Below are 14,842 nucleotides of genomic sequence, written 5' to 3'. Positions count from 1 at the left end.
CCGTATCTAGGAGGATGACCGTGGCCGACGAGCTCACCCCGGAGACCCCGGAAGAGTCGGAAGAGCCCATCAAGCAGCGGAAGAACGGCCTGTACCCGGGCGTGTCCGACGAGCTGGCCGAGAACATGAAGTCGGGTTGGGCCGACACGGAGCTGCACGGCCTGGAGGCGATCGCGCAGGCCGCACAGACCGCCGCCCGCCGCGCCGCGCTCTCCGCGCGCTTCCCGGGCGAGCGTCTGGTGATCCCCGCGGGCAACCTGAAGACGCGCTCCAACGACACGGAGTACGCCTTCCGCGCGTCCGTCGAGTACGCCTACCTGACCGGCAACCAGACGGAGGACGGCGTCCTCGTCCTGGAGCCCGTCGCCGACGGCCACCAGGCCACGATCTACCTCCTGCCCCGCTCCGACCGGGAGAACGGCGAGTTCTGGCTGTCCGGCCAGGGCGAGCTGTGGGTGGGCCGCCGGCACTCGCTCGGCGAGGCCGAGCAGCTGTACGGCATCCCCGCCTCCGACGTGCGCGAGCTGGCCGGCCGGCTGCGCGAGGCCACCGGGCCCGTGCGGGTCGTGCGCGGCCACGACGCGGGCATCGAGGCGGCCCTGACCGACAAGGTCACCGCCGAGCGCGACGCGGAGCTGCGCGTCTTCCTCTCCGAGGCCCGTCTGGTCAAGGACGATTTCGAGATCGGCGAGCTGCAGAAGGCCGTGGACTCGACGGTGCGCGGCTTCGAGGACGTGGTGAAGGTCCTCGACCGGGCCGAGGCCACGAGCGAGCGCTACATCGAGGGCACGTTCTTCCTCCGCGCGCGTGTGGAGGGCAACGACGTGGGCTACGGCACCATCGCCGCCTCGGGCCCGCACGCCTGCACGCTGCACTGGGTGCGCAACGACGGACCGGTGCGCAAGGGCGACCTGCTCCTGCTCGACGCGGGCGTCGAGACCCACACGTACTACACCGCCGACGTCACGCGCACGCTGCCGGTCGACGGCCGCTACACGGAGATCCAGAAGAAGATCTACGACGCGGTGTACGACGCCCAGGAGGCCGGCATCGCCGCGGTGAGGCCGGGCGCCAAGTACCGCGACTTCCACGACGCGGCACAGCGCGTGCTGACCGAGCGGCTCGTCGAATGGGGCCTGGTCGAGGGGCCCGTCGAGCGGGTCCTGGAACTCGGTCTCCAGCGCCGCTGGACGCTGCACGGCACCGGGCACATGCTCGGCATGGACGTCCACGACTGCGCCGCCGCGCGCGTGGAGTCCTACGTCGACGGCACCCTGGAGCCCGGCATGGTGCTGACCGTCGAGCCCGGCCTGTACTTCCAGGCCGACGACCTCACCGTGCCCGAGGAGTACCGGGGCATCGGCGTCCGCATCGAGGACGACATCCTCGTCACCGAGGACGGCAACCGGAACCTCAGCGCCGCGCTGCCCCGGACGTCGGACGAGGTCGAGCGCTGGATGGCGTCGCTGACCGGCTGACGCGGGTCACCCACGACGAGGCCGGGCGCTCGGCGGGCGGACGTCCGACGGGCGGCCGGCCGTCGTGCGACAGGGGCCCGTGAGCCCTGCTGGGTCGCGGGGACCGACGGGCGGGGGAGACGCGGGGCAGAGGCGGGGCGTGCGGGGCGCTCGCGCGGGCGCACCGCACGCCCCCGAAGGGGTGGTCGTGGACCTGCATGTGGAGGCGGACTCCGCCGAGGGGCGCCGTGCCGGGCTCGAACGCGCCCTGCGGGACGCCGTGCGCGACGGACGGCTCCCGCCCGGCACCCTGCTGCCCGCCACGCGGCGGCTCGCGGCCGAGCTCGGAATGTCGCGCAACACCGTCAAGGCGGCCTACGACCAGCTCGTCGCCGAGGGCTACCTCACCGCCCGGCAGGGATCCGGCACCCAGGTCGCACCCCTGCCCCCCGCCGCCGCCGAACCGCCCGAGGCCGCCGCACGCGCGCGTGCGCCGCGCTTCGACCTGCGGCCCGGCAGCCCCGACGTGGGGGCGTTCCCGGCCGCGGCCTGGCTGCGCGCGATGCGCCGCGCCCTCGCGGCGGCGCCCTCCCCCGCGTACGACTACGGCGACCCGCGCGGCCGCATCGAACTGCGCACCGCCCTGTCCGGGTACCTGGGACGGGCCCGGGGCGTCCTCGCGCCGCCCGAGCGGATCGTCGTCACCGCCGGGTACGTGCAGGGTCTCGCCCTCCTCACGCGCGTCCTGGGCGACGCCCCGATCGCGATGGAGGACCCCGGTCTGCCCTTCCACCGCGAGGTCGTACGGCACAACGGCGGGACCGTGACCGCGGCCCCGGTCGACGACGACGGGGTGCGCGTCGCGGAACTCGGCGACGCGGGCGCGGTCGTCGTGACTGCGGCCCACCAGTACCCGACCGGCGGGACGCTGCACCCCGGGCGGCGGCGGGCGCTGACCGAGTGGGCACGCGCGCGCGTGGGCGTCATCGTCGAGGACGACTACGACGGGGAGTTCCGCTACGACCGCCAGCCCGTCGGCGCGTTGCAGGGCATGGCGCCGGGACAGGTCGTCTACCTGGGCACCGCCTCCAAGACGCTCGGGCCGGCGCTGCGGCTCGGCTGGATGGTGCTGCCGCCGCAGCTGGTGGACGCCGTGGTCGACGCCAAGCTGCACAGCGACCACCACACCGAGTCCCTAGGGCAGCTCGCGCTCACCGAAATGATCACCGCCCACGCCTACGACCGTCACGTGCGCGCGTGCCGTCTGCGCTACCGGCGCCGCCGCGACCTGCTGCTCGACCGGTTGGGCGCGGACCGGCGCGTGCGCGGGATCGCGGCCGGGCTGCACGCGCTGGTGGACGTGGCCGACGAGGAGGAGGCACTGGCGCGGGCGGCCGCGGAGGGCCTCGCGGTGGGCCGCCTCGGCGACCACTGGCACGACACCGCGCGGGGCGGGGCGGGGCGACGGCCGCAGGGGCTGGTCGTCGGCTACGGCACGCCCGGGGAGGGCGCCTACCCCGAGGCGCTGGAAACGCTCGCGCGGGTGCTCGAAGGGATGTGACGGCCGTCTGCTGTCCGGCCGTCTGCTCGTCGGCCGTGTGCTCGCCGGCCGTTCTCTCGTCGGGCGTGATTGGGCCAAGGAACCTGCTCCCCATTGGTTCTGCCCATCGGTCCAACGCGCCTCTAGCGTCGTTCCCATGACGACGAAGACTCCCGCCCGGCGGGCGGCGGCGCGGCGGGCGGGCCCGCAACGGCTGCTCGCGCTCGCGCAGTTGAGCAACTCGGTCGGGGACGGCGCCTTTTACACGACGTCGGCCCTGTACTTCACCCAGGTGATCGGTCTCGCTCCCGCGCGCGTGGGGCTGGGGCTGACCCTCGGGTGGGCGGTGGGCTCGCTGGCGGGGGTGCCGCTGGGGCGGCTGGCCGACCGGCGCGGAGCGCGCGGCACGGCGGTGCTGCTGGCGCTGGCGACCGGGTTCACCGTGGCGTCCTTCGCCCTGGTGCGCGGCTTCGTGCCGTTCGTCCTCGTGGCGTGCGCGTACGCGGCCGCTCAGTCGGGGCTCGCGGCGGCCCGCCAGGCGCTGCTGGCCGGCCTCGCGCCCGCCGGGGAGCGGACGGGGCTGCTGGCGCGGCTCCAGGCGACGCTGAACGCCGGTCTGGCGGTCGGCGCGGGCCTCGGCGGACTCGCGCTGCACGCCGGGACGCGGGAGGCGTACCTCGCCGTGTTCGCGGTCGACGCGGTGAGCTTCCTGGTGTGCGCGCTGCTGCTGGCCGCGCTGCCGCGGGTGGCCCCGCGAGCGGTCCGGCCGGGCGGAAGCGCCCTGGGCGTGCTGAGGGACCGGCCGTACGCGGTCGTGGCGCTCCTGAACACCGTGCTGCTGCTGAGGATGCCGTTGCTCAGCCTCGTCCTGCCGCTGTGGATCACCCGGCGGACGGACGCGCCCGCCTGGCTGGTGTCGGCGCTGTTCGTGCTCAACACCGCCGCGGTGACCGTGTTCCAGGTGCGGATGGCGCGGGGCGTGCGGGGGCCCGCGAGCGCAACGCGCGCGGTGCGTCGTGCGGGCTGGGTGATGTGCGGTGCGTGCGCGGTGTTCGCGCTGTCCGCCGGGGCCTCACCGTGGGTGGTGGCGGGTGTGCTGGTGCTGGGGGCGGCGTTGCAGGCGGCGGCCGAGATGGGGCAGTCGGCGGGTTCCTGGCAGCTGTCCTTCGACCTGGCGCCGGCCGACCGCGTGGGCGAGTACCAGGGTCTGTTCGGGACCGGGGTGACGGTGGCCCGCACGCTCGGCCCCCTGGTCCTGACCTGGCTGCTGGTCGAGTGGGGCACACCCGGCTGGCTGCTGCTGGGCGCGGCGACGGTGGCGGCGTCGTACGCGATGGGCCCGGCGGCGCGCCGGGCCGCCGCCGTCCGGGCGACGACCCCTTCGTCGCCGTCGCCGTCGCCGTCGTCGCCGTCGTCATCGCGGCGGCCGGCCGCAGCGGCGGCGTGACGTCGGCGGCCCTCGCCGTCGAGGTGTCGGCGAGGGCCGAGCGGCGGTCACGCCGGGAGGGACCCGTGAGCGCGCTTGGATCGCGAAGTCCCTTGCGCAGCATGCGGCTTGACGGGCGGTCGCATGGTCCGGGGAGTCGGAAGAGAAGGGTCAGACAGCGATCAGCGGGGCGTCCTTGCGCCACTTGAGGATCTTGTCGAAGCTCACCACGGCCCCGGCGCGCCCCGGCTTGTTGCCGATGTGGACGTGGTCGGCGAGCTCCTGGATGAGGAAGAGGCCCCGGCCGTGTTCGGCGTCGGCGTTCGTGCGCGTCGGCGTGGGAGCGGGGCGTTCGGCGGTGAATCCGGGGCCCGAGTCGGCGACCTCGATCCGGCACGTCTCGCCGTCGAGGTAGGCGGTGACGCGGTACGCCTCCGAACAGCCGCCGTACGCGCTCTCGCCGCCGTGTTCGACGGCGTTGGCGCAGGCCTCGCTCAGGGCCACGGAGAGGTCGTAGCTGACGTCGGGATCGACGCCCGCCGTCTCCATGGTGCCGAGCAGCAGGCGGCGGGCGAGCGGCACGCTCGCGGCTTCGCGCCGCAGATGCAGTGACCACCAGATGCTCATGCTCCAGCCTCCTGGCTGCGGCTCGACATACCGATACGTATTGCCGCACAGGGCCGTATGTAAGCGTGATTTCCTCGTGATGCCGCCCATATGGGGGATGCACGCAGGCCTGAAATCGGTGTATGCGGGCCCCATCGGCACCAGGAGCACCCGCCCTGCCGGAGAGTGATCTTCCGCTTTCGGCCGGTCTCCGGGGATCTTTGCGACCTTGTGGACCTGCCGTACGGCGGTCGTGGGGCCAGTGCGATGATGAGCCCGCCATGACTGCCCCCCACAGCGCGCCCTCCGGTCGCGATCTACGGCTGCTGCGGGCCGCGGTGTTCGCCGCGGTCTGCGTCGTGCTGGCCGCTGCCGGGCACTCCATGGCGTCCTGCGCCGTCGTCCCGCTGTGGACGCTGGGCGCGGGATTCCTGGGCGTCCTCGCGGTCGTGGCGCCGCTCGCCGGGCGCGAGCGCTCGCTGCCGGGCATCGCGGCCCTGCTCGCCGTCGGGCAGAGCGCGCTGCACACCCTCTTCGGCCTCGGCCAGCACACCGTCGCCGCGGCCGCTCCGCTCTCCGCCGACGCGTCCGCCCCGCTGTCCGGGACGGACGCCGCGCTCGTCGCCCGGGCGGCCCGGCTGGTGTGCGGGTCCACGGCGGCCGCGATCAGCCCGGCCGAGGCGCAGAAGATCCTGGTGAACGCCCGGCTCTACCCCGGCGCCACGGGCGGCGGCGGCAGTGCGACGGCCGTGGACGGCATGAGCGGGATGGGGTCGATGCGCCATTCCGCGGACGTCCTGTCCACGTCCGGCTCGCCGATCCCCCTGCTGCCGTCCCTGCCGATGCTGCTGGGCCACGTCCTGGCGGCCGTCGCCGCCGGCTGGTTGCTGCGGCGCGGCGACAAGGCCCTGCTGCGGCTGCTCGCCCTGTCGGCCCACGGAGTCGCCGAGGGGGCGCTCGTACGGTCCCTGCGCGGGGCGCTCGCGCTGGTGCGCGCCCTGATCGCGGGTCTGCCGGCCGCGCCCGGAGCGGGACCGCGCGTCCCGTGCGCCGGACTGCCCGCTCCGGCCGTTCCCCGCATCACCGCGCTCCAGCACTCGGTCATCCGGCGAGGCCCCCCGCACCCGGCCGCCCTCGCCCTCGCTGCCTGACACGACACGACCAGCACTCCACCACGACCGGGGAGAGCGGCCGCCGTCGTGCGGCACGCGCGCGTGCGCACGTCCGTGCCCACGCCTCCTCAGCCACAGACTCACTCAGAGTGGAGTGCTCCCTGCCATGAAGGCCTCTCGTATCGCCACCCGTGTCGCCGCCGCCGCTGCCGTCGCCGGGGCCGGCGTCCTGGCCCTGTCCTCGCCCGCCCTCGCCCACGTGAGCGTCGCCGCCGAGGGCGCCGCGGCCAAGGGCGGCTACGCGGTCGTCGACTTCAAGGTCCCCAACGAGCGCGACGACGCCTCGACCGCCAAGCTCGAGGTCGCCTTCCCGGCCGACCACCCGCTGGCCTCCGCGATGCCGGAGCCGATCCAGGGCTGGAAGATCGTCGTCACCAAGGCGAAGCTCGCCAAGCCCCTCGAGGTCCACGGCAAGCAGATCTCCGAAGCCGTCTCCAAGATCACCTGGACCGCCACCGGCGGCGGCGTCCAGCCCGGCTTCTTCCAGAAGTTCCCGGTGTCGGTCGGCGCGCTGCCCGAGGACGCCGACGAACTGGTCTTCAAGGCGATCCAGACGTACTCCGACAAGGAGGTCGTGCGCTGGATCGAGGTCCATGAGGACGGCGCCGAGGAGCCGGAGAACCCGGCCCCCGTGCTCACCCTGACCGCGCCCGCCAAGGACGGCCACCACGGCGCCGCCGCCGAGGACGCCTCCGACAAGTCCGACGACGCCAAGGCGACCGCCACCACGACCGCCGCCGGCTCCGACGGCAGCGACACCACCGCCCGGGTCCTCGGCGTGGTCGGCATCGTGGTCGGCGCCGCCGGCGTCGCCTACGGCGTGCTCGCCGGACGCCGCCGCACCCCCGCCACCGAGGCCTGATCCCCCGCCGCGTCCGACGGCCGCCGCCGTCCGACGCCGGCTCCCCGCGGTGCGCACCGGGACGCACCGGGGTGCGGAAGCCGCCGTACTCCTTTCCGTACGGCAGGCCGTGCACCCCGCCGAGCACCCGGTGCGCGCCGGATTCCATACATCTGGGACATTTCTCTATGCGCAAGAAGACCTTCGCCGCAGCCGCGCTGATCGCGGCCGCCACCCTCACCCTCTCCGCCTGCGGCAGCGACGACGACAGCGGCAGTTCCGTGGCCGCCGTCTCCCAGGAGACCGCCCAGCGGCCCGTGACCGTGCTCGACCAGCCCTTCACCAAGCCCGCCCTGGTGCTCACCGACACCCAGGGCAAGCCGTACGACCTCCGCAAGGAGACCGCCGGCCACCCCACGCTGATCTACTTCGGCTACACCAACTGCCCCGACGTCTGCCCGCTGACGATGAACAACATCGCCGTCGCCAAGAAGCAGCTGCCCAAGGCCCAGCAGGACGCTCTGCGCGTCGTGTTCGTCACCACCGACCCGGACCGCGACACCCCGGCCGCACTCGGCAAGTGGCTCAAGGGCATCGACCCCCAGGTCGTCGGCCTGAGCGGAAAGTTCGCCACGGTCGAGGCCGCGGCCCGCAGCCTCGGCATCACCGTCGAGCCCCCGCACAAGGACAAGAACGGCAAGATCGTCTCCACCCACGGAACCCAGGTCGTCGCCTTCTCCCCGAAGACGGACGCGGGCTACCTCCTGTACGGCGAGAGCGCCACCGTCGACGACTACACCAAGGACCTCCCCAAGATCGTCAAGGGAGAGAACCCGTGAGGCCGACGCGGTCCGCACGGCTGCTCGCCGTACCCGCCACGGTGGTCACGGGCGCACTCCTGCTGGCGGGCTGCGGATCGGACGGTGACGGCACCGCCGACCTGTCCGTCCAGGCCGCCTACATCCCGCAGCCCGTCTCCGACACCATGGCCGCCGGCTTCCTCACCATCGTCAACAAGGGCGACGCCCAGGACGAGCTGACCTCCGTCACCAGCCCGGCCGCGGGCCAGGTGACCCTCCACAGGACCGCCGGATCGTCGATGGAGCAGGTCGGCTCCTTCGACGTGCCCGCCCACGGTCAACTCGTGTTCAAGAGCGGCGGCAACCACCTGATGTTCGAGATGCTGAAGACGAAGCCGGTGCAGGGCGAGACCGTGACCGTCCGGCTCCACTTCGCCTCCTCCGACCCCCTCACGGTCGAGATGCCGGTGAAGTCCGCCACGTACACCCCCAACACCGGCCACTGAGGGAGGGACCACCTTGACGCAGACCATCGCCCCCCGCGTCCGGATGCTCGTGCTGCTGTTCCTGGCGGTCGCCGGCGCACTCCTGGCCGGCGCCGGACCCGCCTCCGCGCACGCCGCGCTGACCGGCAGCGACCCCGCGCAGGGGGTGGTGGTCGACAAGGCGCCCACGCAGGTGTCGCTCACCTTCTCCGAGACCGTCTCGATGAACGACGACTCCGTGCGCGTCCTGGACCCCAAAGGCACCCGCGTCGACACCGGCAAACCGTCCGAGGTCGGCGGCGCAACCTACGCCGTCCAGCTGCACACCGGGCTGCCCGACGGCACCTACACCGTGACCTACCAGGTCGTCTCCGCCGACAGCCACCCCGTCGCCGGCGCCTACACCTTCTCCATCGGCTCCCCCTCCAAGACCACCGTGTCGGTGTCCGACCAGGTGGCCGGCGGCGGAGTCGTCGGCTGGCTCTACGGCCTCGGACGGTACGCCTCGTACGCCGGATTCATCGTGATGGCCGGCGGGGCCGCCTTCGTGCTCGCCTGCTGGCCGCGCGGCACCGGAGTGCGGGCCATGCAGCGGCTCGTCCTCTCCGGCTGGCTCGCCATGACCGCCGCCACCCTCTTCCTGCTGCTCCTGCGCGGCTCCTACGCCGGATCCGGGAAACTCGGGGACGTCTTCGACCTCGACCTCCTCGGGCAGGTCCTCCAGACCAAGACCGGCGCCGCCCTCGTCTCCCGGCTGCTGCTGCTCGCCGCCGCCGCGCTGTTCATCGCCGTCCTCTTCGGCGCCTACGACAAGCGCGAGGACGAGGAGAAACGGGACCTGACCTTCGGGCTCGCGATCGGCGGAACCGTCGTGTCCGCCGGACTCGCGGCGAGCTGGGCCATGGCCGAACACGCCTCCACCGGGTTGCAGCCGGGCATCGCGATGCCCGTCGACGTGCTGCACCTGCTGGCCGTCGCGACCTGGCTCGGCGGACTCACCGCCCTCCTCGTCGCCCTCTACCGGGCGCCCGCCGACCGGCCCGTCGAGGCAACCGCCGTCCGCCGCTTCTCCCAGGTCGCCTTCGGCAGCGTCGTCACCCTCGTCGCCACCGGCGTCTACCAGTCCTGGCGCCAGCTCGGCTCCTGGTCCGCCTTCACCGACACCCGCTACGGCCAGCTGCTCCTCGTCAAGATCGGCCTCGTCGCACTGCTCGTGGGCATCGCCTGGATCTCCCGCCGGTGGACCTCCCGCCTCACGGACACGACTGCCGCCGCGCACACCACCAAAACGGCGACCGTCGCGGAAACGGCCAAGGCTCACCAGCCCGTGGTCACGGCGGGCCGGCGATCGGCAGACACGGCCGGCGCGACCGCCGGCCCCGCCGCGGGCAAGGCCGGCTCCAAGGGCGGGAAGGGCGCGAAGGGCGCCGAGACCGCTCCGGGAAGCGACGAACGCGCCGCGCAGCTCGCCCGGCAACAGGCCGCCGTCGACGCCACCCGCGAGAAGAGACTGCGGGACTCCGACGCCGACCGCTTCGGCCTGCGACGCTCGGTGTTCGCCGAGGCCGGCGTCGCCGTCGTGCTGCTCGCCGTCACCACCGTCCTCACCTCGACCGAGCCCGGCCGCACGGAGCAGGAGGCCGCCGCGGCCACCGGCGCCGCGTCGTCCGCCCCAGCCTCCTCGGACTCCGCCTCCGGCGCGCTCACGCTGGACATGTCCTTCGACACCGGCGGCACCGACGGCAAGGGCGTGGTCAGCGTCGACCTCGACCCCGCACGCGCCGGCGCCAACGAGATGCACGTCTACGTCACCCGCCCCAACGGCCGCGCCTTCGACGTGCCCGAGGTCAAGGTCGCCTTCACCCTCGAAGCCAAGGACATCGGACCGCTGCCCGTCGCCCCCGACCACATCACCACCGGCCACTGGGCGGCGAGCGCCGTGCAGATCCCCATGGCGGGCGAATGGAAGGTCGCCGTCACCGTGCGCACCTCCGACATCGACCAGGTGACCGTGTCCAAGAACGCTCAGATCGGCTGACCGCACCATGCCCGACTCGTCCCTCCCCGACGCCCGCACCCCCGACTCCCCCGGCCCCGGCAGGAACGGAACGGGCAAACGCGGAACAGACAAGAACGCGACGGCCAGGAGCGCCACGCCCATGGCCACGACGGACGCGACCCGTACGCCCAAAGCCGGCGGAGCGAAGGCCGCCCCGGCGAAGGGCGGCACGGCGAAGGACACGGCGAAGGGCGGCGCAACCCGGGTAGGCGCCGCCTCCCCGGCTCCTCCCCCCGCCGCCTCCTCGGGCCAGGGGCTCACCCGGCGCAAGCTGCTCGGCACCGCCGGAGCGACCGGACTCGTCCTCGGCGCTGCGGGCGCGGCCGCCGGATATGCCGCGGCCCCCGCCGAGGCGACCCCGCTCTCCTCCATCGGGTCCGGGCAGGCGATGTTCCACGTGAAACATCAGCCCGGAATCACCCAGGGCCTCCAGGCACGCGGTCATCTCGTCGCGTTCGACCTCGCCGCGGGAGCCGGCCGCAAGGAGGCCGCCGCCCTGCTGCGCCGCTGGTCGGAGACGGCCCGGCGGCTGATGGCCGGTGAGGCCGCCCCCCACGGCGACACCGATGTGGCCCGCGACGCCGGCCCCTCGTCCCTGACGATCACCTTCGGCTTCGGCAACAGCTTCTTCACCCGCACCGGCCTGGAGAAGCAGCGGCCGGTCGCCCTCGACCCGCTCCCGGACTTCTCCTCCGACCACCTCGACAAGGCCCGCAGCAACGGCGACCTGTGGGTGCAGATCGGCGCGGACGACGCCCTGGTCGCCTTTCACGCCCTGCGCGCCGTCCAGAAGGACGCGGGCAGCGCCGCGAAGGTCCGCTGGCAGATGAACGGCTTCAACCGGACGCCGGGCGCCACCGCCCACCCCATGACGGCCCGCAACCTGATGGGCCAGCTGGACGGGACCCGCAACCCCCGGACGACCGACTCCGACTTCGACGAGCGCATCTTCGTCCCGGCCTCCGGCGCCAAGGACCCGGCGTGGATGGCCAACGGCTCCTACGCCGTCGTCCGCCGCATCCGCATGCTCCTCGACGACTGGGAGAAACTGTCGCTCGCCGCGCAGGAGCAGGTCATCGGCCGACGCAAGGCGGACGGGGCGGCCCTGTCCGGAGGGACCGAGACCACCGAGATGGACCTGGAGAAGACCGACGCCAACGGCGATCTGGTCGTCCCGATCAACGCGCACGCACGCATCACGCGTCCCGACCAGAACGGCGGCGCCGCCATGCTGCGGCGCCCCTTCTCGTACCACGACGGCATCGACCCGGACGGCACCCCCGACGCGGGCCTGCTCTTCGTCTGCTGGCAGGCGGACCCGCTGCGCGGCTTCGTCACCGTGCAGCGCAAGCTGGACCGGGGCGACGCGCTCTCCCGGTACATCCGCCACGAGTCCAGCGGCCTGTTCGCGGTGCCCGGCGGGGCCGCGGAGGGGGAGTACGTGGGCCAGCGCCTCCTGGAGGCCTGACGGGGCGCGCCCAGCGGATCCCGCGAGGTCACGCCCCGCTGCGCGGATTCATTCCTGCGAGGGCACCTCGTGAGACGCCTGCACCCCGCCGCGCGAGGGCCATTAGGGTGAGGTCATGCCAGCGAGCTATGCGTATCTCGGCCCCGAGGGCACCTTCACGGAGGTCGCCCTGCGCACGCTTCCGGAGGCCGCCACCCGGCAGCTCATGCCGTACGTGTCGGTGCAGTCCGCGCTCGACGCGGTCCGCTCCGGCGAGGCCGAGGCGGCGTTCGTCCCCATCGAGAACTCGGTCGAGGGCGGTATCACCACGACGCTGGACGAGCTGGTCGCGGGCGCCCCGCTGATGATCTACCGCGAGGTCCTGCTGTCCATCACGTTCGCCCTGCTGGTGCGGCCCGGCACCGAGCTGGCGGACATCAAGACGGTCTCGGCCCATCCGGCCGCGCAGCCCCAGGTGCGCAACTGGCTGAAGGCGAACCTCCCGGACGCCGCCTGGGAGTCGGCCGCCTCCAACGCGGACGCCGCCCGGCTGGTCCAGGAGGGCCGCTATGACGCCGCCTTCGCCGGCGAGTTCGCCGCCGCCCGCTACGGACTGACCGCCCTGGAAACCGAGATCCATGACGCCGAGAACGCGCAGACCAGGTTCGTCCTGGTGGGGCGGCCCGCGCGGCCGGCGGCGCCGACCGGCGCGGACAAGACGTCCGTCGTGCTGTGGCAGCGCGACGACCATCCCGGCGGCCTGCGCGACCTTCTGGGCGAGTTCGCCACCCGGGGCGTCAACCTCATGCTGCTTCAGTCCCGCCCGACGGGCGCGGGCATCGGCAATTACTGCTTCTGCATCGACGCCGAAGGGCACATCTCCGATCGCCGGATGGCCGAGGCGCTCATGGGGCTGAAAAGGATCTGCCGCGAGGTGCGCTTTCTCGGCTCGTATCCGCGTGCGGAGGTCGACGCGGCGGATGTCGAGACCCCGCTGACCGGAACCTCCGACGGGGAGTTCATGGCAGCCGCGGACTGGGTGGCGCGCTGCCAGGACGGCCGTTTCTGACCCGTCCGCGGGTCACCCGGGGCGGGCCCTGCACCGGCCCGGTGCCGGCCGGACAGGCGTCCGGCAGCCGCTCGGGGTGAGTCCGAGACTGGTCCTACCTGCATATCTTCGTTATCCACAGAAGTTATCCACAGGGCCGCTTCTCGACCTGAGGACAAGTCGACAACGAAGCATCATTCAGTCGACAAATCGGTCTTCATCCCCTCAGGGCGACTGGCAACCCGCATGTCACCCCTCGTCCACCTGTTTCCTTCGATCAACCCTTCAGGGCGACCCATTTCCACCCGAAAGTGGGCTGGGGCCGGGTTTGGGAAGGGAATTCTCCCGGGCGGGAGGAGGTCGCGGAATGATCAATTCCGATGTCCACAGATCTTTCGCACACCCTGTGGATAACTCGCACGGGGTGTGGATTCCTGTGGACAACTCCGCCCTCAAATCCCGTGCGACACAAGGAAGTCGAGTCAATGCGACGCCCGTCACATGCTCCGTCCCAGGGAGTGAGACGCGCTTTATTGACACGTTCGGCAATTAGCCCATAACGCACCGTAAGGAGCAATTCCGAACACTCTGCGGACACTCCGCCAGGGCGCCGGAACACGCGGCGGGCGACGCGGGAATCCGAGTCGTGAGCCGCAACCCCGCACGGGTAGCCTTGGCCGCGTGATTGACCTTCGCCTGCTCCGTGAGGACCCCGACCGTGCGCGCGCCTCCCAGCGTGCCCGTGGAGAGGACGTCGCGCTCGTCGACTCCCTCCTGTCCGCCGACGAGCGACGCAGGTCGTCCGGCGTCCGCTTCGACGAGCTGCGCGCCGAGCAGCGATCGCTCGGCAAGCTCATCCCCAAGGCGTCCGCGGACGAGAAGGCCGAGCTGCTGAAGAAGGCGAGCCAGCTCGCCGCCGACGTCAAGGCCGCCGACGCCGAGCGCGACGCGGCCGTCGCCGAGACCCAGGAGCTGCTCCAGCGGCTCGGCAACCTCGTGCACCCCGACGTGCCCGTGGGCGGCGAGGAGGACTTCGTCACCCTCGAGACGCACGGCACCATCCGCGACTTCGGCGCCGAGGGCTTCGAGCCCAAGGACCACCTGGAGCTCGGCCAGATCCTCGGCGCGATCGACGTGGAGCGCGGCGCGAAGGTCTCCGGCTCGCGCTTCTACTTCCTCACCGGCGTCGGCGCCCTGCTCGAGCTGGCCCTGGTCAACGCGGCGATCGCCCAGGCCACGGCCGCCGGCTTCACGCCGATGCTCACCCCGGCGCTGGTCCGTCCGCAGTCCATGGCGGGCACCGGCTTCCTCGGCCAGGCGGCCCAGGACGTCTACCACCTCGACAAGGACGACCTCTACCTGGTCGGCACGTCCGAGGTGCCGCTCGCCGCGTACCACATGGACGAGATCATCGACGCGGACAAGCTGCCGCTGCGCTACGCGGGCTTCTCGCCCTGCTTCCGCCGTGAGGCCGGTTCGCACGGCAAGGACACCAAGGGCATCTTCCGGGTCCACCAGTTCGACAAGGTCGAGATGTTCTCGTACGTCAAGCCCGAGGACTCGCAGGCCGAGCACCAGCGGCTGCTCGCATGGGAGAAGCAGTGGCTGTCCGCCCTGGAGCTGCCGTTCCGGGTCATCGACGTCGCCTCCGGTGACCTCGGCTCCTCGGCCGCCCGCAAGTTCGACTGCGAGGCCTGGATCCCGACCCAGGGCAAGTACCGCGAGCTGACCTCGACTTCGGACTGCACCGAGTTCCAGTCCCGCCGTCTGTCGATCCGCGTCCGCGAGGGCAAGCAGGTCCGCCCGCTGGCCACGCTGAACGGCACGCTGTGCGCCGTCCCGCGCACCATCGTCGCCATCCTGGAGAACCACCAGCAGGCCGACGGTTCCGTGTACGTCCCCGAGGTGCTGCGCCCCTACCTCGGCGGCCGGGAGGTCCTGGAGCCGGTCGCCAGGTGAGC

Annotated in this window: 12 protein-coding genes; 11 read left to right on the top strand and 1 reads right to left on the bottom strand. The window is 72.8% G+C overall.

From position 1 onward, the window contains the following. The first annotated feature begins 20 nt into the window (after nucleotides 1–20). The 3 genes from ACGFSH_RS13430 (at nucleotide 21) to ACGFSH_RS13420 (ending at nucleotide 4,444) form a co-directional block, all read left to right on the top strand. Nucleotides 21–1,478, top strand: coding sequence for an aminopeptidase P family protein (locus ACGFSH_RS13430; protein WP_393347889.1), 1,458 nt, complete (start codon nucleotides 21–23; stop codon nucleotides 1,476–1,478). Between the two features lie 187 nt (nucleotides 1,479–1,665). After that, nucleotides 1,666–3,018 carry a PLP-dependent aminotransferase family protein gene (locus tag ACGFSH_RS13425; RefSeq protein WP_393347888.1) on the top strand — a complete coding sequence of 451 codons (1,353 nt, stop codon included), beginning with the start codon at nucleotides 1,666–1,668 and terminating at the stop codon, nucleotides 3,016–3,018. Between the two features lie 136 nt (nucleotides 3,019–3,154). Continuing rightward, nucleotides 3,155–4,444 carry an MFS transporter gene (locus tag ACGFSH_RS13420; protein ID WP_393347886.1) on the top strand — a complete coding sequence of 430 codons (1,290 nt, stop codon included), beginning with the start codon at nucleotides 3,155–3,157 and terminating at the stop codon, nucleotides 4,442–4,444. A 150-nt stretch (nucleotides 4,445–4,594) separates the two neighbouring features. Here ACGFSH_RS13420 and ACGFSH_RS13415 read toward each other — a convergent pair whose 3' ends face one another. Continuing rightward, on the bottom strand, nucleotides 4,595–5,050 hold the full coding sequence (locus tag ACGFSH_RS13415) for an ATP-binding protein (protein ID WP_393347884.1): 456 nt from the start codon (nucleotides 5,048–5,050) through the stop codon (nucleotides 4,595–4,597). Nucleotides 5,051–5,310: 260 nt separating this feature from the next. On the opposite strand from ACGFSH_RS13415, the gene ACGFSH_RS13410 reads away from it, so the two are divergent. From ACGFSH_RS13410 to serS, 8 genes are all read left to right on the top strand, one after another. Beyond that, nucleotides 5,311–6,180: a hypothetical protein gene (locus ACGFSH_RS13410; RefSeq protein WP_393347882.1), complete on the top strand. Its 870-nt coding sequence runs from the start codon at nucleotides 5,311–5,313 to the stop codon at nucleotides 6,178–6,180. A 127-nt stretch (nucleotides 6,181–6,307) separates the two neighbouring features. Then, nucleotides 6,308–7,063, top strand: coding sequence for a YcnI family protein (locus ACGFSH_RS13405; RefSeq protein WP_393347880.1), 756 nt, complete (start codon nucleotides 6,308–6,310; stop codon nucleotides 7,061–7,063). A gap of 167 nt (nucleotides 7,064–7,230) precedes the next feature. Next, nucleotides 7,231–7,881: an SCO family protein gene (locus ACGFSH_RS13400; RefSeq protein ID WP_393347878.1), complete on the top strand. Its 651-nt coding sequence runs from the start codon at nucleotides 7,231–7,233 to the stop codon at nucleotides 7,879–7,881. Further along, nucleotides 7,878–8,348, top strand: coding sequence for a copper chaperone PCu(A)C (locus tag ACGFSH_RS13395; RefSeq protein WP_393347877.1), 471 nt, complete (start codon nucleotides 7,878–7,880; stop codon nucleotides 8,346–8,348). Before ACGFSH_RS13400 ends, ACGFSH_RS13395 begins: the two co-directional genes overlap by 4 nt. Before the next feature lie 13 nt (nucleotides 8,349–8,361). Further along, on the top strand, nucleotides 8,362–10,365 hold the full coding sequence (locus ACGFSH_RS13390) for a copper resistance CopC/CopD family protein (protein WP_393347875.1): 2,004 nt from the start codon (nucleotides 8,362–8,364) through the stop codon (nucleotides 10,363–10,365). Nucleotides 10,366–10,486: 121 nt separating this feature from the next. Continuing rightward, entirely contained in the window at nucleotides 10,487–11,854 is a 1,368-nt protein-coding gene (gene efeB, locus ACGFSH_RS13385; protein WP_393347873.1) for an iron uptake transporter deferrochelatase/peroxidase subunit, read from the top strand. 115 nt (nucleotides 11,855–11,969) lie between these two features. Further along, nucleotides 11,970–12,902, top strand: coding sequence for a prephenate dehydratase (pheA, locus tag ACGFSH_RS13380; protein ID WP_393347871.1), 933 nt, complete (start codon nucleotides 11,970–11,972; stop codon nucleotides 12,900–12,902). 660 nt (nucleotides 12,903–13,562) lie between these two features. Further along, nucleotides 13,563–14,840, top strand: a complete 1,278-nt coding sequence (serS, locus tag ACGFSH_RS13375; protein ID WP_393347869.1) for a serine--tRNA ligase — start codon at nucleotides 13,563–13,565, stop codon at nucleotides 14,838–14,840. The last annotated feature ends 2 nt before the right edge of the window (nucleotides 14,841–14,842 follow it).

Origin of the sequence: Streptomyces sp. NPDC048481 (genome assembly GCF_043200075.1) — a bacterium.
Lineage (GTDB): Bacteria > Actinomycetota > Actinomycetes > Streptomycetales > Streptomycetaceae > Streptomyces.
Note: the sequence above shows the minus strand (reverse complement) of the source record. Positions and strands in the feature narration are given on the sequence as shown.